This window comes from Pseudomonas sp. Ant30-3, from assembly GCF_000690905.1.
Taxonomy (GTDB): Bacteria; Pseudomonadota; Gammaproteobacteria; order Pseudomonadales; family Pseudomonadaceae; genus Aquipseudomonas.
Window position 1 is genome coordinate 19,180 of sequence record NZ_JMCL01000030.1, and the last position, 21,329, is coordinate 40,508.

Sequence of the window (21,329 nt, forward strand, 5' to 3'; positions counted from 1 at the left end):
TCTCCGGTGTCAGAGGGTGCCTATCAGGGCCAGCTCGGCCTTGAGTTGTTCGGCACTTAACTGCTTGAGCGGTAAAGCCAGGAAGGCTTCGATTCGGGTTCTGATCTGTTCCAGAGTGGCTTCGAAAGCCGCCTCGATTTCTTCCTGAGTCCCTTGATATTCCGATGGGTCAGCCAGCCCCCAGTGGGCCTTGGTGGCCGGCCCGAAAAATACCGGGCAGGCGTCACCGGCAGCCTTGTCGCACACCGTGATGACGAAATCAGGTGCCAGGTTCTCGTGGACTTCGCTGGACTTGCTGTAGAGCCCCGCAGTCGAGACTCCAGCCTTATTCAGCGTTTTCAGGCTCAGCGGATGCACTTCACCCTTCGGCTGGCTGCCAGCGCTGTAGGCGTGCATATCCGCTGGAGCCAAATGATTGAACATGGCCTCACAAAGAATGCTGCGGCAGCTGTTGGCGGTGCAGAGAAACAGAATCTTCATCGGGCTATCTCGTAAAGGCCGAGCGCTGCTCGGGCAGGCGTTAACTCAGCAGCAAGCGGCTAGGCGCTGAGGGCGATCACCCATCACGTCGAGGCGTTTGGCGTCGGGACTGAGCCAATGCTGGTTGGCGTCAAGAGTGGTTTTCAATACGGCGATCACCCAGTCCGGCAGACTGGGATGCAGGCGGTAATACACCCATTGACCTTGCCGACGATCCTCCAGCAAACCGCAATTGCGCAGTTGCGCCAGGTGGCGGGAAATCTTCGGCTGGCTCTCATCGAGTGCGCAGGTCAGTTCGCAAACGCACAGATCGTCCTCACGGGTGATAAGCAACATAAGGCGAATGCGGGTTTCGTCGGCCAGGCATTTGAATACGGTGGTCGGTGTCAGATGGTCAGCCATAGGAGTCTCAATGTTTGGATTTCACCAACACGAACATCTTGATGCGTTCATGGATCTCGTGAAGGGTGTGACGGAATGCGTCGTGCTTGGTGCTGGTCACCGGATCTTCAAAGTTCCAGGCCAGCACTTCTCCAACTCCTGGCAGGGCATGACACTCCAGAGACGATTTATCGCACAGCGTGATGACGTAATCGAAACGCTCTGCCGCAAACTCATCGATAGACTTGCTGTACAGCCCTTCGGTACTCACACCTTGCTGAAGCGCTCCCAAGGCGCGGGGATCGATCTCGCTGGGCAGGCTGCCTGCACTAAAGGCCTCGAAATGCTCTGAATCAGTGTGCCGCAGCAGCGCTTCAGCCAGCTGCGAGCGGGCAGCGTTAGCGACACAAACGAACAGCACGCGGGTCTTATCGGTCATTGCCAAGTATCGAAGAGGATATGGTTTAACGAATATATGATTTATCGAATATACAGTAAAGCAGAAACGCCGTTTTCTGAGCAGGAAAGCCGCTTTAAGAGCCAGTTCCTTCAAAAACCAGGGATTGAGAGCAACAGATTGCCATCGCCAAGCAAATTCAGCTGCTTTACATCTGACTAGTCATATATATGTAATTAATTTGTCATCGCAGTGGCTTTCGGCCCCTCTAGGCGATAACTGGATGGATTGTGTTGCCATGGCGTTTCGTATGGATCAACCCAATCGGCTGAAGGTACTCAATAAGCGCCCCCGATTTTCAGGTGTGCAAGTGATGCAACTGCTGTTCAGTGGGAATGTGAATGGGTGTTCAAGTCCGTGCAATTACGCAGTAGCCGTATGGGTGAACGAAAGCGCTGAGCTGACTGTTCATGTTCGGGCTCATCGACGCCAACGAGAATCAGGCTGACGGCGACCAATGCCGGTATCACCGCGCTCCATAACACCAGTGGAATGTTTTCACTGAAGGCATACATCAGGCCGATCGCTACCGCCGGCCCGAGGCGCCTACCGTATCCATGGATTGACGCAAGCCGAAGCAAGCGCCGCGGATCTCCGGTGGAGATATATCAGCGACCAGGGCATCTCGTGGAGCGCCGCGAATACCTTTGCCAATTCGATCCAGAAAGCGTGCGGTGAACACCATTTCTGCAGAGTGAGCCAATGGAAAGAGCGGCTTGGTGAGTGCCGCAAGACCATAGCCAACCAGCAGCAAGCCCTTGCGACGACCGAAGTAGTCGCTGATCGCCCCTGAAAACACTTTCACTATCAGGGCCGTCGCCTCCGCAATACCCTCGATCAGACCCAGAGTGATCATGCTGACGCCTAGAGTGCCCACCAGAAAGATAGGCAGCGGGCTATGAACCATTTCTGAAGACAAGTCCATGAACAGGCTGACGAAACCTAGCGCCCAGACCGTACGGGGAATGCTACGTGTAGCTATTGTCTCGGACATATTCCAGTTTCCTTGGCTATCGCCCGCAAGTGTATTTACTGCGTCCAGTGGTTCTGTTGCGGCGAGATCACATTGAGCTATCAGCTCAACAAGCTTATAGCGGGATACGACACTAGGTGTTTCGCGGTTATCTGTCTGTTGTTGATCGCTGTTCTCGGCACGGTCACCGGCGCTACCCATTGCGGTGATCCTTATCGTGGCATTACCGACTCACGAGACAAGCATTTACAAAGCCTGACCTATCAGCATGCGTGTGGGCTTCGCTGTTGAACGGGTCCTTGTTTCTTGGGGAGGGAATTCATGTTGAACTGCAGGCGCTATCTGGCTGGCTCTTCCTGACAGCTTCGTAATTGTATAGCCCGTTGTCAGCGACTAGACTCCCTCGCATGAAACGCTATCTGCGGTTTTGCCTCATTTTTCTGATCAGCTTGGCGCTTCCCCTGAGCGGGATGGCGGGCATTCAGTCACCGATAGAACCTTGCCCGATGAAAACGACGGGTATGACCCTGATGGGTGATATGAACCAAGACTGCTGCCTCGACATGAGCAGCTCCGCCGATCATGGCAAACCCTGCAAACCTGGCCAGGAATGCAGGAGCGCCAGTCTGCTACAAGTGTCGTTTGGGAAACCTACCACCCGTTTGTCCCGTCCGCAGATGCTAACAATCTTCAGCGACTCCCTGCCTACTCAGGCCCCGTCCGGGGTGTGGCGACCGCCTCGCGCCTGATTCCTGTACCACACTGAGCCTCATCCCGTTCTGGCGCGGGATGGCATATCTGCGCGGATGTTCAGAGACGCGCGCAGTGGATCATCACAGGAATCGTGAACATGAACTCCAAGTGCTACTGCACCGGTTGGCCCCTCGTGGCGGCCCTGGCGGCAAGCGTGCTGGCATTGCCGAGCCTTGCTGCGCCCCTGACACTCGACGAAGCCTTACGCCTTGCGGAAACCAATGCACCATCGCTGACCGCCCAAGCAGCCAAACTGCAAGCTGCCAGCAGCGCCGCCATTCCAGCCGGCGAACTACCCGACCCGAAGCTCCTGTTGGGCGTACAAAACTATCCCATCGGCGGCCCTGACCGCTGGCGCCTTGAACAGGATTTCATGACCATGCAGATGGTCGGCGTCATGCAGGAGGTGCCCAACCGTGACAAGCGCCGGGCGCGTATCGAGGTCGCTGAGGCATTCGTTGATCGAGCTGCTGCGGAAGGCCGTGTCGAGCGCCTGAACGTTCGTCAGGCCACGGCATTGGCCTGGATCAGCAGCTACTCCGTCGAGCGTAAAGAGGCGCTGTTTCAGGACTTTTACCGGGAAAACCGTCTGTTGGCTGATACCGTCCGGGCGCAGATCGCCGGTGGTCGAGCTCAGCCTGCCGATGCGGTAACGCCGAAACAGGAGGCGGCTCAGTTGGCGGAACAACAGGACGACCTGATCCGCCTGCGGGCACAGGCCAGAGCGGCTCTGCGACGTTGGATAGGTCCGGCCGCCAATGACCATCCCGTCGGCAGCTTGCCCGAGTGGCCCATCGACGCCTCGGGTTACCCGCATAAGCTGCAACATCACCCCGCACTGGCGGCGTTCGTTCCAATGACTCGCGAAGCGCAGGCCAAGGTCCGTGAAGCAGAGTCGGAAAAGCAGTCCGACTGGAGTTGGGAGCTTGATTACCAGCGGCGCAACCGTCAGTTCGGCGACATGGTGAGCGTGCAGTTCACGTTCGACCTGCCACTGTTCCCCGACTCCCGACAGAACCCGAAGATCGCCGCCAAACACGCTGAACTGAATCAGTTGGAGGCCGAGCGCGAAGCTCTCGTACGTGAACATACCCAGCAACTGGAAGACGATCTGGCCGAATACGAGCGTCTGAACCGTGCCGTGCGCCGCAGCCAGGACAGCCTGTTACCCCTGGCCAAGGAAAAGGTGGGGCTGACCATGGCCAGCTACCGAGCCGGTAAAAGCGACTTGGCGGCTGTCATCGCTGCCCGACGTGAACTCATCGAGACCCGCCTCAAACAGATCGACTTCGAAGAACAGCGAGCCCTCACCAGTGCTCGCCTGTATTTTGCTTATGGGGACGCCAATCAATGAGCTCTCGAATCTGGAAAGGGGCTGTGCTGACAGGCCTCTCGATTGCCTTGGGCGCTGCCGGTGGTTACTGGTTCGCTCAGCAGCGCATGAGTGCAATGCCTGAGACCTCCGCCGAACAGGCCCCTAAAACGCAAGACGAACGCAAAGTACTGTATTGGTACGACCCGATGTCCCCGCAGCAGAAGTTCGATAAACCAGGCAAATCGCCCTTCATGGATATGGAGTTGGTGCCCCGTTACGCTGATAGTGCGGCGGACAGTGCGGCCATCAGTATCGACCCCAGCCTGACCCAGAATCTCGGCTTGCGTCTGGCCACCGTCACTCGCGGCGTGCTTGCTTCCAGCCTGGACGTGGTCGGTGTGCTGGCATTCAACGAGCGGGATGTCGCGGTGATTCAATCGCGTACTGCTGGCTTTGTGGAGCGGGTGTATGCCCGTGCTCCAGGCGATGTGCTCAAAGCCAATGCGGCTTTGGCCGATATCCTGGTCCCGGAGTGGGTCGCTGCTCAGGAAGAGTTTCTCGCACTCAAACGCAGTGGCGATGCCGACTTGCTGGCGGCAGCACGCCAACGCTTGCGCTTGACCGGGATGCCAGCGACGCTGGTTGCTCAAGTGGAGCGAAGCGGCAAGACCCAGTCGGTCCTGACGCTTACCAGCCCCATAAGCGGTGTGCTGCAAGCGTTGAATGTACGTTCGGGTATGACCGTGGCGGCCGGCGAGACGCTGGCTCGCGTCAATGGTTTGAGCAGCGTGTGGCTGGCCGTGGCCGTTCCAGAGTCGGAGACTGGATCGATCATCGTCGGGCAAGCGGTCGAAGCACGTCTGCCCGCCTTCCCGGGAACAGTGCTCAAGGGCACGGTTAGCGCGATTCTGCCCGAAACCAACCCCGACAGCCGAACTGTGCGTGTGCGGGTCGAACTGCCCAACCCTGATGGGCGACTCAGGCCGGGTATGACGGCCCTGGTGCACCTGAATCGTTCGACCGAACAAAGTGTGCTGTGGGTGCCAAGCGAGGCAATCATTCGCACCGGCCGACGCGTCTTGGTGATGCTCGCCGAAGACGCTGGTCGCTACCGCCCCATAGAAGTGCAACTCGGGCAGGAAAACGAAGGCAAGACGGTGGTGTTAAAGGGGTTGGAAGAACGCCAGCAGGTAGTCAGTTCTGGACAGTTTCTGCTCGACTCTGAGGCCAGTCTCAAGGGCATTGTTGCGAGCACGCTGGAAATGTCACCACCCAGCGCAGCAACCCCCAGCTTTCATGAGACGGATGGACAGATCGTCGAGATCAATAACCAAGACGTAACAATCGCCCTTGGTCCGTTCAAGACGCTGGGCATGCCTGGTATGACTATGACCCTCCCATTGGCTGACCCTGTTCTCAAGCAAGGGCTCAAGACGGGCGACAAGGTTCGGGTTGCGGTGAGCCAAACCGATGATGGTTTGCGCGTTGAGCGCCTGGAAAAACTAGGGGGCAAGCCATGATCGCCGCCCTGATTCGCTGGTCAGTGGCCAACCGCTTTCTGGTGCTGCTGGCGACGATCTTCGTCACGGTCTGGGGCGTCTGGTCGGTTCAGAGCACGCCCATTGATGCATTGCCAGACCTTTCCGATGTTCAGGTGATTATCCGCACCCCTTACCCGGGACAAGCGCCGCAGATAGTTGAGAACCAGGTGACCTATCCGTTGGCCACCACCATGCTCTCGGTGCCGGGGGCTAAGACCGTACGCGGCTATTCCTTTTTCGGCGACAGCTTCGTGTACGTGTTGTTCGAAGACGGCACGGACTTATATTGGGCCCGCTCGCGGGTGCTGGAATACTTGAGTCAGGTCCAAAGCCGCCTACCGGCTTCCGCCAAACCGTCCTTGGGACCCGACGCCACAGGCGTGGGCTGGATCTATCAGTACGCACTGGTGGATCGCAGTGGCGGACACGACTTGGCGCAACTGCGCGCCTTGCAGGACTGGTTCCTCAAGTTCGAACTCAAGACCCTACCGAATGTTGCGGAAGTGGCCACCGTGGGCGGCATGGTCAAGCAGTATCAGGTGCAGCTCGACCCACTGAAACTGGCCAACCTAGGCATCACTCAAGCAGCGGTGACTGAGGCTATCGGCAAGGCCAATCAGGAAACCGGCGGTGCGTTACTGGAGATGGCGGAGACCGAGTTTATGGTGCGCGCTTCCGGTTACCTGAAGACGCTCAATGACTTTCGTTCGATTCCGCTCAAGCTCGGTGCCGGCGGGGTGCCGGTGACCCTCGGCGACGTGGCAACGATCCAGTTGGGCCCGGAGATGCGTCGTGGTATCACCGAGCTCGACGGCGAGGGTGAGACTGTCGGCGGCGTGGTTATTCTGCGTAGCGGCAAGAACGCTCGTGAGACCATTGCGGCGGTCAAGGCCAAACTGGACGACCTGAAAAGCAGTTTGCCGGCTGGGGTGGAAATCGTCACCACCTATGACCGCAGCAAACTGATCGATCGCGCCGTCGAAAACCTCAGCTACAAGCTACTCGAGGAGTTCATCGTCGTCGCGTTGGTCTGTGGAGTATTCCTCTGGCATCTGCGTTCATCTCTGGTGGCAATCATCTCCTTACCGGTGGGGGTGCTGATTGCCTTCATCGTTATGCGTTACCAAGGGATCAACGCCAACATCATGTCCTTGGGCGGGATCGCCATCGCCATCGGCGCCATGGTCGATGCCGCCGTGGTAATGATCGAGAACGCCCACAAGAAGATTGAGGCCTGGCATGTGGCCCATCCAGGGGAAGAGTTGAAGGGCGAACGTCACTGGCATGTGATAACCGAAGCGGCGGCGGAGGTGGGACCGGCGCTGTTCTTCTGCCTGCTGATCATCACCCTGTCGTTCATTCCAGTGTTCACCCTGGAGGCCCAAGAGGGCCGTCTATTTGGTCCATTGGCCTTCACCAAGACCTATGCCATGGCTGCGGCGGCAGGACTATCGGTAACCCTGGTGCCGGTGCTGATGGGCTACTGGATTCGTGGACGGATCCCCAAAGAGGACCACAATCCGCTGAACCGCTGGTTGATCAAGATCTATCAGCCGGCCTTGGATGCGGTGTTACATCGGCCCAAAGTCACCCTGTTGATCGCGTTATTGGTCTTCCTTAGCGCGTTGTGGCCCATCTCCCGTTTGGGTGGCGAATTCCTCCCTGCGCTGGATGAGGGCGATTTACTCTATATGCCTTCGGCTCTGCCGGGATTGTCGGCGCAGAAAGCAGCGCAGTTGCTGCAACAGACTGACCGTCTGATCAAGACGGTACCCGAAGTTGAACACGTCTTCGGTAAGGCCGGCCGCGCTGAAACTGCCACCGACCCCGCGCCGCTGGAGATGTTCGAGACCACTATCCAGTTCAAACCTCGCGAGCAATGGCGTCCTGGTATGACCCAGGAAAAATTGGTGGAAGAGCTGGATCGAGTGGTACGCGTCCCTGGCCTGACCAATATCTGGATACCACCGATCCGCAATCGCATCGACATGCTCGCTACCGGGATCAAGAGTCCGATCGGAGTGAAAATTGCCGGCAGCAACTTGACGGAGATCGATGCAGCCACGCAGGCCGTCCAGCGCGCGGCCAAGGACGTGCCCGGTGTCAGTTCGGCACTGGCCGAACGATTAACCGGTGGGCGTTACGTCGATGTGGATATCGACCGCAAAGCCGCTGCCCGCTACGGATTGAATATCGCTGATGTGCAGTCGATCGTGGCCGGTGCTATTGGCGGTGAAAACGTTGGCGAGACCATTGAAGGGCTCGCACGCTTCCCGATCAACGTACGTTATCCCCGTGAGTGGCGTGACTCGCTCGGCGCCCTGGAGCAATTGCCAATCTACACCCCTTTGGGGAGTCAGATCACTCTTGGCACCGTGGCGAAGGTCAAAGTCAGTGAAGGCCCGCCGATGCTCAAGAGCGAAAATGCCCGACCTTCCGGATGGGTGTATATCGACGTGCGTGGCCGGGACATTGCTTCCGTGGTTGCCGATCTGCGTCGGGTTGTGAGTGAGCAGGTCAAGCTGCAGCCAGGCATGAGCCTGAGTTACTCGGGACAGTTCGAGTTTCTTGAACGAGCCAACGCACGGCTCAAACTGGTGGTGCCGGCCACGCTGCTGATCATTTTCGTACTGCTGTACCTGACGTTTGCCCGATTCGACGAGGCTTTGCTGATCATGGCCACCTTGCCGTTCGCCCTTACCGGTGGGGCGTGGTTCCTCTACCTGCTGGGATTCAACCTGTCGGTGGCTACTGGCGTCGGTTTCATTGCTCTGGCGGGTGTTTCTGCCGAATTCGGTGTGATCATGCTGCTCTACTTAAAAAACGCCTGGGCCGAACGTGTAGAGGCCGGCGACAGTACTGAGCGTGGACTAATCGCAGCGATTAGCGAAGGAGCCGTGCAGCGTGTTCGACCCAAGGCCATGACAGTAGCCGTCATCATTGCTGGCCTGTTACCGATCCTATTGGGTAGCGGTACCGGTAGCGAAGTAATGAGCCGCATCGCCGCGCCCATGGTCGGTGGCATGGTTACCGCGCCCTTACTGTCCCTGTTTGTTATTCCGGCAGCTTACCGCTTGATGCGCCGCCGGCGCCTCGCTGTTGAATCTAAACTCTCGCAAGGAAGCGGACTATGAAGTAATCGTGTCCGCCACTGCTGCACGGCTCCTGGTTGCATGCGCAATATCATCCAGCGGTCTGGCTTTCTGATTGGACAGAGGACGACCCTTATAATCAATCCGGGATCGAACTCTATCGGCAATGCGCCAAAACACAGCTGATAGAGATCGACGCAGGAGGCTAATAAGCCTTCTCGATGCGGATAGGTTGTAAGAACGAACGCATATTTCTTCTTAGGCAAACCCGGAGGAATGTATGGAAATGTCGGGCTTGATCGATTTACTCGTTGGTAAAGGAAACAGCTTGATTGGCAGTGTTCTGAGTGATGCCGAAGCGGTGTCGTTTGTTGAGGCGCATTTTCCGGGCAAAGCGTATTGCCTGGTAGCTGATTGGACCGTGATCGATGTGTCCGTCTCCGACGAGCAAACCAAAATGCTTGCGCCATGATGCTACCTATAACCCGATCACCAGCAACGGTGCGTTGGGCGAAGTCACGCTCTTGAGCGGCAGTGCCAAGCAAGTCTTGCCGCTGGTACCCTCCGGCGACAATGCGCTGTTGGCGGAAGGCTCTTACCAAGCCGCAGCAGGCAGCAAAGCTGTGCTCAAACTGACGTTTCCCGGCAAGTCGGCTGAGCTGTTTCGCTTCGTCTTACAGTGAGCAATAACTACTTTTTCCGTAGCGCTCAATGCCGAGTAGTTGATCATGATCAATGAGCGACTGGTTGCGGCGGCGCAGCATGATAGGCAGGCGATTGCTCGCCGAATACCAGTCGCAATAGTCACTGTTTCGCTAAAAGGATCAGCGCTCATGTTCAAGTTCAAACTGCTTTTGGCGTCCAGTCTCGCGCTGGCTTTAAACGTAGCGCTGGCAGCGCCAGTTGGCACCGTGTACACGGCCAATGAGCGCGACAGTTCGATTAGCCAAGTCAGGCTCGACACGGGTGTGGTCAAAACGCTGCCCCTGAATATTGCACCGCATAATTTACAAATCAGCGCCGATGGACGCTTGCTACTGGTGGTGGGCATGCCTACGCATGCTGAGCATCAAACAGGAGCCATGAAGGCGGGTGAGTTGCTGGTGTTCAGCACTGCCACGCTAGATAAACCGGCCTTTAGCCTACCGGCGGGGCAACATCCCGCCCACGTGGTGACTGACCTGAGCGGACAGCGAGCTTTCGTTAGCGACTCTGCCGCTAATCTGGTGCGGGTGTTTGACCTACAAGCACGCACTCAGCTGGGCACTGTCAAGACCGGTAGTTTCCCCCATGGTTTACGCCTGAGCCCGGATGGCAAGATGCTGTATGTCGCCAATATGCGCAGTGGCAGCGTATCAGTAATCGATACCGCAACGCTGAAAGAAGCCACGCAAATTGCCGTTGGTAACGGCCCCGTGCAAGTCGGCTTCGCCCCAGATGGGCGGCAGGCCTATGTGTCGCTGAGCGCGGAGAACAAGCTCGGAATCATCGATACGGAAACACAACGCTTGATAGGTAAAGTTGCCGTCGGCAGAACGCCGATTCAGATGTATGCCACGGCAGATGGTCGCCAGGTCTACGTGGCCAATCAGGGCAGCAGCAGTGAGCCGGATGACCGCGTCTCGGTGATTGACCCGCAGACCTTGAGCGTTGTCGCCACCCTGACCACCGGTAAGGGCGCTCACGGCGTGGCCATCAGCAGCGACGGCGCTTATGTGTTTGTTAGCAATATCGAGGCCGGCACCTTCTCTGTGATCGATACTGCCAGTCGCACAGTGGTGGCCAGCCATAAAGTCGGGGCCGGACCCAATGGCATTAGCTACCAAGTGCCCGAGTGAGCCGCAAACAACCGCTGGTTTGTGCTGCCGGACTGCGGCAACCGAGTCTGACGGTCCAAAGACTTGTGTGAGCGTTTGCTGTCAGGGTGGTGTTATAGAGCAATGTCGCATCATTGAATCGCTGTCGAGTCGCAGTTAACTGACGAAGCATTTCGTCAACATGCAATGACAGCAGAATGGCGGCATCTAGCGCCGCCAGAAATAGACCAAGCGACTATTTCAGTGATTTGCATGCAGAGGCAGGGCTATCGAAATCAAAGCTGCGAGCAGCACGAAGGCGCTCGATATCCATAAGCACGTCCCCAGCCCATACACCGGCAAGGCCACCACAAACCAGACATCGCGGGCACCGAGCAGGAACATCCGCGCCGCTGAAAGGATATTGATCGCCCGGATCTTGGACAGGATGTCGCGAAACTTTGGCTTGGCTTTGGCCTTGCCCAAATCCTTCTTCAACAGGATCAGGCTACTGATCCAAATCAGCGCCAGTACGCCGGCCATGGCCAGCAAGGCGCCTTTGAAGCCGATCAATGCCAGCAAGGCTCCGCCAAGAAAGAAGCCGGCACCCTTGAGTGCGTTCTTCGAGCCGATGAGGATCGCTAAACGAGGAGTTTTCTACAGTCGCGACGTAAGGTGTATGGAAATTAGCGAAATTATGTCCTGAGCATAAACTCGCTAATTTCGATACACATGCTGGGCGTGATGGATATTGCTCCGTCGGCAGAATAGCCTCGTGAACAACTGGCTGACCTGGCCGCCGAGCCGCAAGGTCCTTGCGCCAGCGGGAACTGTTCATCTAACGCAATTTTCCTGCGTTGTGTGTGTGAGCGCTTCGCATACGCCGCAAGGGATCTGCGTCCCAACCTTGCTGGATAGCTAGTCGAGAAAACCCCGTTGCCCCTAATGAGTTGGCCATAGTTACCTACCACCGAAATCATCGCTTGCGACGACAAACTGATTAATACCGTATGAACACTCGCGGTAGCCCCCTGGACCGCCATTTGTTTCAGAGACAAATCTCGAAGGCAGCAATTGGTCGCTCTCTGCCGGCCATGGCCAAGAAACGTACTGGTCGAATCCGATGCAAATGGCTGGTCAGGTCAAATGCAAACGGGTGGTCAAGTCTGTGCAATTACCCATCAACAGATCAAAAGAACCTAGCTAGGCACGAGGCTTATCAGATAATCGGCCTGACCAAAGCCGGCACAGATCAGGTTATTGCTGAATACCCCGAAAACTAATCCCGCCCCATCCATCCCGTCACAACATGGTCACCGTTCATGGCCATGCAGCGGGACATGCCCTCTCGATTTCGTTCTCAAGCAATACACCAAGGACGATCAGCTACAGTTGTACAGGCGCGCTTGCACCGCATCGGATAACCCCGTACCGCTGTCCTCAATAACAATTTGATATGACTTCAAGTAAATGGTGATGACGCCTTGCTCCGTATGCTGACAAGCATTGCGCAGCAGATTGCTGACGGCGATAGTGATCAGTTCGGGAATGGCGTTGCCCCTCAGCTTGCCTTCCCGAATCAGGACAACTGTTTTGGCTGAAAAAGTAGAAACCGTAAATGATGGTGGTTTAAGAGTTCTTTTTTTGCAGGCTTTTCAGACGCAGGGTCGCGCGTTGTACAGCGGCCATTTTTTCTGGACGCTTCATTCGCTTCCATTTTCTGATGTCTTCCTTGGTGCGACCGCAGCTGACGCACAGTTCACTGTTCAGCTGGCAAACAGAAATACAGGGATTTTCGATGTCCTTGGCCATTGTTCAATTCCTCGTCGAACTTATGCGTGCTACGGGTTCATCGCTATGCTAGAACGGCGACCTGATTCGGTGAGTCGGCGCCCAGCTTTGTGCGGTATTCAACGGTTAGATGTGTGATTTCATGAACCGTAGCAAGCCGTTCTCGTATGTTTTCTGCATTCACTGCCGGGCTGCCCAGAACACTCACAATCGCGGCGCGGGCTTGCGGCCCAACCTGCCAGACATGAAGATCAATGATCGAAGCATCTCCCGGTCGTTCAACCAGCTCACGAATCTCTTCAGCGACATGATCATCTGTCTGGTCGAGCAATACCCCCGCAGTCACCCGCATCAACGACCAAGCCCAGCGTGCAATGACTACTGCACCCACAATCCCCATTGCAGGGTCGAGCCATACCCAACCAAGGTATCGACCAGCAAGCAGTGCAGCGATGGCCAGAACCGAGGTCAGTGCATCTGCAATGACGTGAACGTAAGCAGATCGCAAATTATTGTCATGGCCATGCGCATGGTGAGATTGGCCGTGGCCCTGGTCATGCCCATGGTGATGATCATGACCGCCAGATAGCAAAAGCGCGCTCAGGATATTCACTGCTAATCCGACAACTGCGATAAGAGTCGCTGTCCCGAATTGCACTTGAGTCGGTTGGAAGAGACGGAATAGCGATTCTCCGCCAATTCCCAAGGAGACCAGTCCCAAAATCAGAGCAGAGGCGAAGCCACCCAAGTCTCCCACCTTGCCAGTTCCAAAACTGTAACGAGCACTTGAGGCATGTCTTTTTGCGTAACCGTAAGCAGCTGCGGCTATGCCAAGTGCCCCAGCGTGCGTTGCCATGTGAAAACCATCGGCAAGCAACGCCATTGAGCCAGTGAGATAACCTGCGGTGATTTCAGCAACCATCATTACGACGGTCAGAGCCACCACCCACAAGGTTCGCTTGGCGTTTTCTTCATGTGATGTCCCCAAGAACATATGGTCGTGGGAATAGTCGGTGTACGAATTACTCATCTGGGTGAATCCTATTTGGAATAGCGGCGAATGGCTTCGAGAAGCTCATCAACGCCTTTCGCTCTTTCTTCGTTGCTGAGTGTCGGATTCGCGACGTGTTCACGAGCGTGGTCTTCGATGATTTCATCCATCAGCCCATTGATAGCGCCACGGGTTGAAGCGACCAAAAGCAAGGTTTTCGAGCAGTCATCATCAGAGTCGAGTGCTCGCTCAATCGCCTGGATTTGCCCAGCGATTCGCTTTACGCGTTTAAGAAGATTGTCTTTGCTCGATCTAACATGACCCATACCATACCCCCCCTACCTATAATGAAAGTATGATCACACGTTCCAACTAGCCATACAAGCCAGGGAGGGAATACATCCGACCGGCAGCATTTGAATGCTGCAATCGAAACATTGAGCACGTCGCCTCGCCGTGCAGAACCAATACAAGCCGATGGGTGGGCCGCACTTCAATAATTCGATAGATGGCGTAGCGCCTATTTCTTGAGCTGCCATGGTCTATGGTTTAGGATCGAACCATATCCCCCCGGGGGGATGTCCGCACTCAACAGAGACGAAACCAGCTGATTGCGTCTCTTCGTGAAAAGTTCGGTAACCGCCTGGTCACGCACTTCGCCACTTGAGATATTGCATGCTGAAAATCCTAGCCAACCGAACCTACCGCCATCTCTTTCTGGCCCAAGTGATTGCACTCGTAGGAACAGGTCTTGCCACTGTCGCGCTGGGCCTACTGGCATTCGATCTTGCAGGTGCCCAAGTGCGTATTTCGGCCCATCGTGACCGCCCGTTTCGGTACATCGTGACCGACCATTTCGCTAAGGATGGTCTGAAGTAGTTGTGTATTTCTGGCTGACTTCAGCCCCTGCCGATTTTAAAAGCGGCAAATCGATCAAAAACGCTCAGATCACCCGCTTATTTCTGTGTTTTTAGCCGCCGCGAGCACCTCGCGGCAGCCATTTCCCACATTACAGGCGCACCTCTCCTGCATTCGCCAGTAAATGTCGGCGCGCCATCCACAGGTTCGACAGCGCGAACAGCGTCACCAGTTGCGCCGTGTTCTTCGCCAGACCACGGAAGCGCACCTTCACATAACCGAACTGGCGCTTGATCACCCGGAACGGATGCTCGACCTTGGCTCGTACCTGAGCCTTGGCCTTCTCAATCTTGCGCGCGGCTTTGTACAAAGCACTGCGCTTATCAAGCTTCTTGTAAGTACTACGGCGGGCGGCGATCTGCCAGATGACCTCCCGGCCTTCATGTTCAGGGCGTTTCTCGACGCCGGTGTAACCCGCGTCGGCACCGACCATGTTCTCATCGCCGTGCAGCAGCTTATCGACCTGGGTGACATCGGCCACGTTGGCCGCCGTGCCCACCACGCTGTGCACCAAGCCCGACTCATCATCGACACCGATGTGCGCCTTCATGCCGAAGTAGTACTGGTTACCCTTCTTGGTCTGATGCATTTCCGGGTCGCGCTTACCGTCCTTGTTCTTGGTCGAACTCGGCGCATTGATCAGCGTGGCATCGACGATCGTGCCTTGGCGCAGCGACAGCCCTCGGTCGCCCAGATAGCCATTGATGACAGCCAAGATGCCGGCGGCTAGTTCGTGCTTCTCCAGCAAACGACGGAAGTTGAGGATGGTGGTTTCATCGGGGATACGCTCCAAGCTCAGCCCCGCGAACTGGCGCAGGATGGTGGTCTCGTACAGCGCCTCTTCCATCGCTGGATCGCTGTAACCGAACCAGTTTTGCATCAGGTGCACGCGCAGCATCGCCATCAGCGGATAGGCCGGACGACCGCCTTCACCCTTGGGATAATGCGGCTCGATCAAGGCAATCAAACCCTTCCACGGCACCACCCGATCCATCTCGATCAGGAACAACTCTTTGCGGGTTTGTTTGCGCTTACCGGCGTACTCGGCGTCAGCGAAGGTCATCTGCTTCATGGGGAAACTCAGCGGGTGGAATCCGGGTATTTTGCCAAAATCTGGAAGTCTTCTTCAGAGTTTCCTTAATTGGATCAAAACTACCGCATCGTATCGCTCATTGAGATACAAGACCCTAACGATGCCAGGCACGACGGAAAACTCAGTGACCGGTTCAAAAATATCATTGACTTGGACTTTCATGATAAGCCCTCCGCCGCCAGTGAAATTTTTATTGGGCTTTCGATAATTTCAAAGGTTGGTAGTGGTGCAGTCATTTGAATGGGAGTACCAACCAAATCTACCTTGATCGACTTGGCCCATATCAGGTGATGATATAAAGCCCGAGAATCTTGATAGGAGATAAATAAACGTGCGGCAATCTTTCGCAGACTTTCAGCCGTACTCCACGGGTACGGACGGCAGCTAGTTAAGTGCTCCAGAAAATCTGAATGTAATGAGGGCTCAGCCAAGGCGCGCGGCAGCTGAGCAAACTTCCTGAGCAAGCCTAAATTCTTGATCAAATCGGGACTGAACATTTCTTCAGTGACAATGGCCCAATCGACGTGTTGACCAGCCCAGAAACGTTTTTCGATCTCAAGTTTTTCCAACGTTCTCCTGGCTTGTTTGCCTTCGAGGTCGCTGCGGTATTTGATTGTTCGGGCTACGGATTTAAAGCTGCCATCGGACTTTTTTATTGTTAATAAAAAATCCGTGGTCATAACGTAAGGAAGCACTGTCTTCGGATACTTGGGGTATCGCACTCCGATAGAGCTAGCGATTGCTTGAGCACTTTCTCGCGGCAGCAATGGATACTGCTCGCGTATATCCACAACATTTTCCGAAAACTCACATACCAAAAAATAGGCGCGTTCTAGGTCAGAAAAGAGGTGATGGAGACGATCGATCTTCACACCTTGGGTCTTGTGGGAGCGTCCTCTGGAAGGCACATCTTGGACGCGCAGCCACGGCAAATAACTGGCACCAGCTCCGCTACCGAATCCATTCGTAATGTGCCTTTGAATGTCTATCTCTGACGAAAACCTACGACCGCGCAATGCTTCCTCCTTCGTCCGCCGTGACCGCCTCTCCTCGTCCTGAAAAAATAGTTACAGGAAAAAATCGCTCACCATCTGCCGATGGTATAGCGCTTTCTAGCCTACTCCCGGAGCGAAACGAAGCGGAGAATCTAGACCGATGGCTCAGCCCAGAAATGGAAACCCCCGTAAATACGGGGGTTTAGGCTTTGTGTCAATCTATGTTGTGTCGTGTCAACCTTTATTGTTTTGTGTCAGTCTTTATTGTTAGAAGCCAACTGGTCTGTTCCGTGACGGCTGACAACTCTTCGGCAGCGCTAGCGATCTGAATGACGCTAGCGCCGATACCTCCAATCAGTTCACGCAGGCTGGTGGTCATCTGTTGCAGGCTTCTCTGCAATTGCCCCAGCTCATCGCGGCGATTGACCTTCAAATCCTGACTCAAATCGCCGGAGGCAATACGATCGACATCCTTGAGGACATGTTGCAACGGTGTAACTATTTGCCGGGTAATGATCCAGGCCGCGACCGCGCCGAGCAGCAACGCCAGCGCAGCGATACTGGCAAGTAGGGTTTTAGCAAAAGACGAATCGGCATCACGCTTGGCAGATTGTGATGCTATCAACTGCTGGGTGGTATTCAGCAGGATGCTGCCTTGCACACCCATTCGGGCGAACACCGGAGCCAGATCGGCCCCCGCCTGGCTTAAGGCACCCTGGGCATCGCGGTACACGTTGACCGCGGCTATCTGCTGGTCAATCAACGCTAAATCGCTGGCCGAGGTCAGGTGGACACGCGCAGTGTTCAAATGCTCAGTTAGTTTCTCAAGCGTCTGGAGGATCAACTGGGCACCATCGCCCTTGGGGTTGAGCTCCATCTGCAAACGATGAACTCGCAAGTCCTTGGTCATTTCGGCGACGCGAGCAATGCTCTCTATTTTGAGGCCCCGCTCATCAAGACTATTGACAGCTATCCAGCCAGTGAGAGCGAGCAGAGAAGTTAGCGTCAACACCAGACCGAAACAAGGCTAAGTTTCGTGCCTACACGGATATTGCTGATCCAATCGAACACCATGCTCCAGGCGGTAGATTATGTTTACTAGTGGGCAGAGCTTCAGATTTTTATCGGCAGGCTCGCAGCTAGGCTGAACAACAGAATATTGCGGAATGTGTCACGAGGCTCAGAGGCTCCCCCCTATCTGATCGCCAATGCTTGTTGCGAAAACACGACTCCATGAATGACGCTCTGCCAGGGGTTTGCGTGGCAGGTTTTGACAGGTGCCTGCTTGTAGATAACGACACACTTTGTAGGAGTCAACACAGTGTCGGAGCGCCCAAGTGATGGGATATGCCTACACCCTAAACCTACGCCACTTTGACTACGCTTAGACGGAGTGTGAGACAGGCATGAGGCTTAAGCGGCGCCGAGGGCTCTAATGTAGTGAACCTCGACATGTTCACTACATTAGGTAAAGGACGCGGTCTGATGTTAGAGCATCATCCCAAGAGTTCTTTGGTCAGCCGCGACTCCAGTTCTGCGCGGTGATCGGGATGAGCTATATCGAGCATTTTAACGATGCGCTCTTTGACCGTTAGGCCCCGCAAGTCCGCCATACCAAACTCGGTCACGATGATGCCCGCGTCGCTGCGGGCCAAGGTCACAGGCCCACCGATCCTGGCTACGATCCGACTGTGTTTTCCCGCGGTTGAGGGTAGCGCTATGATCGGCAACCCTCCTTTGGACAAATGGGCGCCGCGTATGAAGTCCACCGCGCCGCCCACCGCCCCGATGTAGTGTCCCGAAGCAACCTCGGAGTTGACCTGGCCTGTCAGGTCTACTTCTACCGCTGAATTGATCGCCACCAAGCGATCAATGCTGGCCAGTACGGCGGCATCATGGGTGTATTGGGTTGAGCGCAGTTCAATGGCAGGGTTGTCGTGGGCAAAGTCATACAGCAGGCGTGAACCCATCAGAATTCCGCCGATGCTTATGCCACGATCGATGGACTTGCGACGATTGTTTATTGCGCCGTTTTGCATCAGGCGTGCAACGCTATCGCCGAGGCTACCTGAATGCACCCCGAGGTCCCGATGATCTCCCAGTGCATCCAGCACGGCATCCGGTATTGCACCGATACCCATCTGCAAGGTCGCCCCGTCTTCAACGAGCCCTGCGATATGACGGGCGATACGCTGATCACTTTCACGCGCGTCTGTCGCAGTGCTTTCCAGGGGCGGACGGTCGGTATGGACAATGATGTCCAGGTCATCTTCTCCCAGTGTTCGCTCACCGTAAGTCCAGGGCGCCTGCTGGTTGACTTCGGCGATGACCAGGCGGGCATTGCCAACGCAATGCAGCAGATATTCGTTGGCAATGCTCAGGCTGTAGCGACCATTCGCATTGGCGGGGGCCAGCTGAAGCATCAGCACATCAATGGGCAGGGCGCCACTGGCGAGTCTTTGGGCGAACGAGGAGTAGTGAATGGGAAGGACATCCAGCACGCCAGCGTGCGCGAGGTCGCGATTGCCACCCGCCCCACAATAGGCGAGGAAGTTCACACAATCAGCATGTTCCACTTTGCAAGTCGCGCTCTTGTCTATGCCAAGAACAACAGTGAACTGTCCGATTTGGTGACGCTGCTCCATCAGCGCCTGGGTCAAGGGGAGGGGCTCGGCGTTTGCCTGGCCCCACATTACGGTGTCACCCGGGCGCACCAGTTGGGTCAAATCCAAGGATTCCAGTTGCAACAACGCAGGCATCGCGAATTCCCTGCCATCAGAAAGTGAGTGCGTGGACAGATAAAAGCGGCGGCTAGAAGCCGCCGTCTTTACTTAAACGATCGAGGAGGGATGTTTGGCTAGTGGCGTGACTTGGATCGTCATGAAAGGGAACAGCGGCAAGCTGGACAGCAAGGCGTGAAGTTCGTCGTTACTGTCGACGTTCAGAATGCTGATGTTGGAATACTGACCGACGATGCGCCACAGGTGCGGCCACTTGCCGCTTTCCTGTAGTTCGGCCGCGCGTTTTTTTTCAGCCGCCTTGATCGCGTCTATCTCGTCAACCGGGATGTCGCGTGGAATCTTTACATCCATTTTTACGTGGTAAAGCATGTAATTCTCCTTGTTTTTATGGAATGACAGGTTTTTTCTGCCTGCTTGACGCTCAGGCGGTGCGGGGTGAAATCAAAAGGTCCTGGGCCATACTGGCCACGAGTCGCCCGTTGCGCTGGTAGATATGCGTCATCGCCAGGCTGCGCCCCGACAAGCTGCGAACAGCATCGTTGACGAACAACAGCCAATCGGTGACATCAAGATCCAGACTGTGAAACCAGAGGCTGTGATTCAGATTGCTCACGTAACAGTGCTGCCAAAGATCATCGAGGGGCCGTTGTGGAGCGACGTTGCCATTGAGCCAGCTGTCGGACATGTACGCCAAGGCTGCGTGATGCAGGCACCCTTCGGTTGGCAAAGGTTGGTTCAGACGAATCCAGTAGGCGACTTCCCCGTGCTCGACAGCAGAATCGAAGCAAACCGGTGGATTGATCAGGCGTATGTCGAGCAGCGGCTTGGCACTTGCGCGCAACTGTAGAGATTCGCTTTGAAAAGGAAAACGTGCAGCGAGTTCGGCCAGTGTCGGCAGGCTTTCGGGGCTGGGTACCTGTCGCAGTAATCGCTGCGTATTGTCCGGACCGGATTGAGGTACCTGAAAACTGGCGTTAGCGCTCATTACCAGCCCGGTACCTTGTACGCCGTAGATATGGCGACTGGATAACCGACGACCATCCTGAAGTGTCTCGACGCTGTACTCGATGGATTCCTGTGGCCGTGCGCCTTGCAGAAATGTCATCTGCAACATCCCGGGAGGACGATTCTCGACGGTTTGCGTTGCTGCCCAGAGCGCCTGCCCCAGCAATTGTCCAGCGTAGACCCGACCATTGGCATTGGTGTCACAGACATAGCTCCGCCAGGTGTTGTTGCCGATGGTTTCAAGGCACAACAGTTCAGTCAGGTCACGCTGGTCCCAATTCCAATGGCGGTTCACCTTTGCAATTCCGCTGGTGCCTGGGAAGAGACTGGTCTACGGGATGGAGCTGCGGACGCTGTTGCGCCGAGCGCCGAAAAGTCCAGCGGCACGCCAGTGACTTCCTGCAAGCGTTCGGGTGTCACAGCTGCGACCAGTTCGATGACCTTGACGCCGTTGGCCGTGATCTCCATCGTTGCCAATTCGGTGTAGATGCGGCTGACGCAACCCAAACCGGTCAAGGGATAGGTGCAGTCAGGCAACAACTTGCTGTGGCCGTCCTTAGCCAGGTGCTCCATCATTACAAAGACGCGCTTTGCGCCGATGGCAAGGTCCATGGCGCCGCCAACGGCAGGAATGGCATCGGGGGCACCGGTGTGCCAATTCGCCAGATCACCCTTGGCAGATACCTGGAAGGCTCCCAGCACGCAGATATCCAAGTGGCCGCCGCGCATCATGCCAAACGAATCGGCATGATGAAAAAAGGCCGCTCCGGGGCTCAGTTCAATGGGCTCCTTGCCAGCGTTGATCATGTCCCAATCTTCTTCGCCGGGCGCTGCGGCCTGCCAGCGACCCAGCACGCCATTCTCGCTATGCAGGAAGTAGTCCTTGTCTTCAGCCAGGTAATTGGCGACCAGGGTCGGCAAGCCGATACCCAGGTTGACATAGGAGCCCTCGGGAATGTCACGCGCTACGCGCATGGCCATGGCGATTCGTATGTTGTTGTCCATGG

General features: G+C 55.9%; 22 protein-coding genes and 2 pseudogenes. 8 read left to right on the top strand and 16 right to left on the bottom strand.

Features of this window, described 5'->3' with window-relative positions; translation table 11 throughout:
* Positions 1 to 9 precede the first annotated feature (9 nt).
* From DU29_RS0107615 to DU29_RS01000000129585, 4 genes and pseudogenes are all read right to left on the bottom strand, one after another.
* Positions 10 to 480 (bottom strand): arsenate reductase ArsC, encoded by a 471-nt coding sequence (locus DU29_RS0107615; RefSeq protein WP_028621209.1) that lies wholly within the window; start codon positions 478 to 480, stop codon positions 10 to 12.
* A 45-nt stretch (positions 481 to 525) separates the two neighbouring features.
* The gene (locus DU29_RS0107620; RefSeq protein WP_028621210.1) at positions 526 to 882 is read right to left on the bottom strand and encodes a metalloregulator ArsR/SmtB family transcription factor; all 357 of its coding nucleotides are present in this window, start codon (positions 880 to 882) and stop codon (positions 526 to 528) included.
* A gap of 7 nt (positions 883 to 889) precedes the next feature.
* Positions 890 to 1,300 carry an arsenate reductase ArsC gene (locus DU29_RS0107625; RefSeq protein ID WP_028621211.1) on the bottom strand — a complete coding sequence of 137 codons (411 nt, stop codon included), beginning with the start codon at positions 1,298 to 1,300 and terminating at the stop codon, positions 890 to 892.
* 395 nt (positions 1,301 to 1,695) lie between these two features.
* Positions 1,696 to 2,312: pseudogene (locus DU29_RS01000000129585) on the bottom strand (MFS transporter); the annotation flags it as partial.
* Between the two features lie 386 nt (positions 2,313 to 2,698).
* Here DU29_RS01000000129585 and DU29_RS1000000133180 point away from each other — a divergent pair.
* The 7 genes from DU29_RS1000000133180 to DU29_RS0107665 all read left to right on the top strand — a co-directional run bounded on the left by DU29_RS1000000133180 (position 2,699) and on the right by DU29_RS0107665 (position 10,830).
* Positions 2,699 to 3,040: a hypothetical protein gene (locus tag DU29_RS1000000133180; protein WP_028621212.1), complete on the top strand. Its 342-nt coding sequence runs from the start codon at positions 2,699 to 2,701 to the stop codon at positions 3,038 to 3,040.
* A gap of 101 nt (positions 3,041 to 3,141) precedes the next feature.
* Positions 3,142 to 4,398, top strand: coding sequence for a TolC family protein (locus DU29_RS0107640; protein WP_028621213.1), 1,257 nt, complete (start codon positions 3,142 to 3,144; stop codon positions 4,396 to 4,398).
* Positions 4,395 to 5,879: an efflux RND transporter periplasmic adaptor subunit gene (locus DU29_RS0107645; RefSeq protein WP_028621214.1), complete on the top strand. Its 1,485-nt coding sequence runs from the start codon at positions 4,395 to 4,397 to the stop codon at positions 5,877 to 5,879. Before DU29_RS0107640 ends, DU29_RS0107645 begins: the two co-directional genes overlap by 4 nt.
* On the top strand, positions 5,876 to 9,034 hold the full coding sequence (locus DU29_RS0107650; RefSeq protein WP_028621215.1) for an efflux RND transporter permease subunit: 3,159 nt from the start codon (positions 5,876 to 5,878) through the stop codon (positions 9,032 to 9,034). The genes DU29_RS0107645 and DU29_RS0107650 overlap by 4 nt, the downstream gene beginning before the upstream one ends.
* Positions 9,035 to 9,272: 238 nt before the next feature.
* Positions 9,273 to 9,464, top strand: coding sequence for a DUF6957 family protein (locus DU29_RS01000000129590; RefSeq protein WP_033050346.1), 192 nt, complete (start codon positions 9,273 to 9,275; stop codon positions 9,462 to 9,464).
* The gene (locus tag DU29_RS01000000129595; protein ID WP_050483086.1) at positions 9,454 to 9,675 is read left to right on the top strand and encodes a hypothetical protein; all 222 of its coding nucleotides are present in this window, start codon (positions 9,454 to 9,456) and stop codon (positions 9,673 to 9,675) included. Before DU29_RS01000000129590 ends, DU29_RS01000000129595 begins: the two co-directional genes overlap by 11 nt.
* 45 nt (positions 9,676 to 9,720) lie before the next feature.
* Complete coding sequence (locus DU29_RS0107665) at positions 9,721 to 10,830, top strand: YVTN family beta-propeller repeat protein (RefSeq protein ID WP_236645582.1); 1,110 nt, start codon at positions 9,721 to 9,723, stop codon at positions 10,828 to 10,830.
* Between the two features lie 309 nt (positions 10,831 to 11,139).
* Here DU29_RS0107665 and DU29_RS0107670 read toward each other — a convergent pair.
* From DU29_RS0107670 to DU29_RS0107690, 5 genes and pseudogenes are all read right to left on the bottom strand, one after another.
* Positions 11,140 to 11,433, bottom strand: a pseudogene (locus DU29_RS0107670) (organoarsenical effux MFS transporter ArsJ); the annotation flags it as partial.
* Positions 11,434 to 12,170: 737 nt separating this feature from the next.
* Entirely contained in the window at positions 12,171 to 12,371 is a 201-nt protein-coding gene (locus tag DU29_RS1000000133685; protein WP_371926672.1) for an ATP-binding protein, read from the bottom strand.
* A gap of 46 nt (positions 12,372 to 12,417) precedes the next feature.
* On the bottom strand, positions 12,418 to 12,600 hold the full coding sequence (locus DU29_RS0107680) for a DUF1289 domain-containing protein (RefSeq protein ID WP_017341650.1): 183 nt from the start codon (positions 12,598 to 12,600) through the stop codon (positions 12,418 to 12,420).
* Positions 12,601 to 12,643: 43 nt separating this feature from the next.
* Positions 12,644 to 13,609: a CDF family Co(II)/Ni(II) efflux transporter DmeF gene (gene dmeF / locus DU29_RS0107685; protein WP_028621218.1), complete on the bottom strand. Its 966-nt coding sequence runs from the start codon at positions 13,607 to 13,609 to the stop codon at positions 12,644 to 12,646.
* An 11-nt stretch (positions 13,610 to 13,620) separates the two neighbouring features.
* On the bottom strand, positions 13,621 to 13,896 hold the full coding sequence (locus DU29_RS0107690; protein ID WP_028621219.1) for a metal/formaldehyde-sensitive transcriptional repressor: 276 nt from the start codon (positions 13,894 to 13,896) through the stop codon (positions 13,621 to 13,623).
* 349 nt (positions 13,897 to 14,245) lie between these two features.
* Between DU29_RS0107690 and DU29_RS1000000132910 the strand changes: the two genes are divergently transcribed.
* The gene (locus tag DU29_RS1000000132910; RefSeq protein WP_028621220.1) at positions 14,246 to 14,449 is read left to right on the top strand and encodes a hypothetical protein; all 204 of its coding nucleotides are present in this window, start codon (positions 14,246 to 14,248) and stop codon (positions 14,447 to 14,449) included.
* A 130-nt stretch (positions 14,450 to 14,579) separates the two neighbouring features.
* On the opposite strand, the gene DU29_RS0107700 is transcribed toward DU29_RS1000000132910, so the two are convergent.
* The 7 genes from DU29_RS0107700 to DU29_RS0107735 form a co-directional block, all read right to left on the bottom strand.
* The gene (locus DU29_RS0107700) at positions 14,580 to 15,560 is read right to left on the bottom strand and encodes an IS5-like element ISPre1 family transposase (protein ID WP_011077862.1); all 981 of its coding nucleotides are present in this window, start codon (positions 15,558 to 15,560) and stop codon (positions 14,580 to 14,582) included.
* Between the two features lie 179 nt (positions 15,561 to 15,739).
* A complete protein-coding gene (locus DU29_RS0107710) occupies positions 15,740 to 16,597 on the bottom strand; it encodes a TnsA endonuclease N-terminal domain-containing protein (protein ID WP_028621221.1) in 858 nt (285 codons plus the stop codon).
* A 220-nt stretch (positions 16,598 to 16,817) separates the two neighbouring features.
* The gene (locus DU29_RS01000000129600) at positions 16,818 to 17,588 is read right to left on the bottom strand and encodes a HAMP domain-containing protein (protein WP_050483087.1); all 771 of its coding nucleotides are present in this window, start codon (positions 17,586 to 17,588) and stop codon (positions 16,818 to 16,820) included.
* Between the two features lie 484 nt (positions 17,589 to 18,072).
* Entirely contained in the window at positions 18,073 to 19,335 is a 1,263-nt protein-coding gene (locus tag DU29_RS0107720) for an acetyl-CoA hydrolase/transferase family protein (protein ID WP_028621222.1), read from the bottom strand.
* Positions 19,336 to 19,407: 72 nt separating this feature from the next.
* Positions 19,408 to 19,686, bottom strand: coding sequence for a muconolactone Delta-isomerase (catC, locus tag DU29_RS0107725; protein WP_028621223.1), 279 nt, complete (start codon positions 19,684 to 19,686; stop codon positions 19,408 to 19,410).
* A 52-nt stretch (positions 19,687 to 19,738) separates the two neighbouring features.
* A complete protein-coding gene (locus DU29_RS0107730; protein WP_033050348.1) occupies positions 19,739 to 20,617 on the bottom strand; it encodes an acyl-CoA thioesterase in 879 nt (292 codons plus the stop codon).
* Complete coding sequence (locus DU29_RS0107735) at positions 20,614 to 21,327, bottom strand: 3-oxoacid CoA-transferase subunit B (RefSeq protein ID WP_028621225.1); 714 nt, start codon at positions 21,325 to 21,327, stop codon at positions 20,614 to 20,616. The genes DU29_RS0107730 and DU29_RS0107735 overlap by 4 nt, the downstream gene beginning before the upstream one ends.
* Positions 21,328 to 21,329 lie beyond the last annotated feature (2 nt).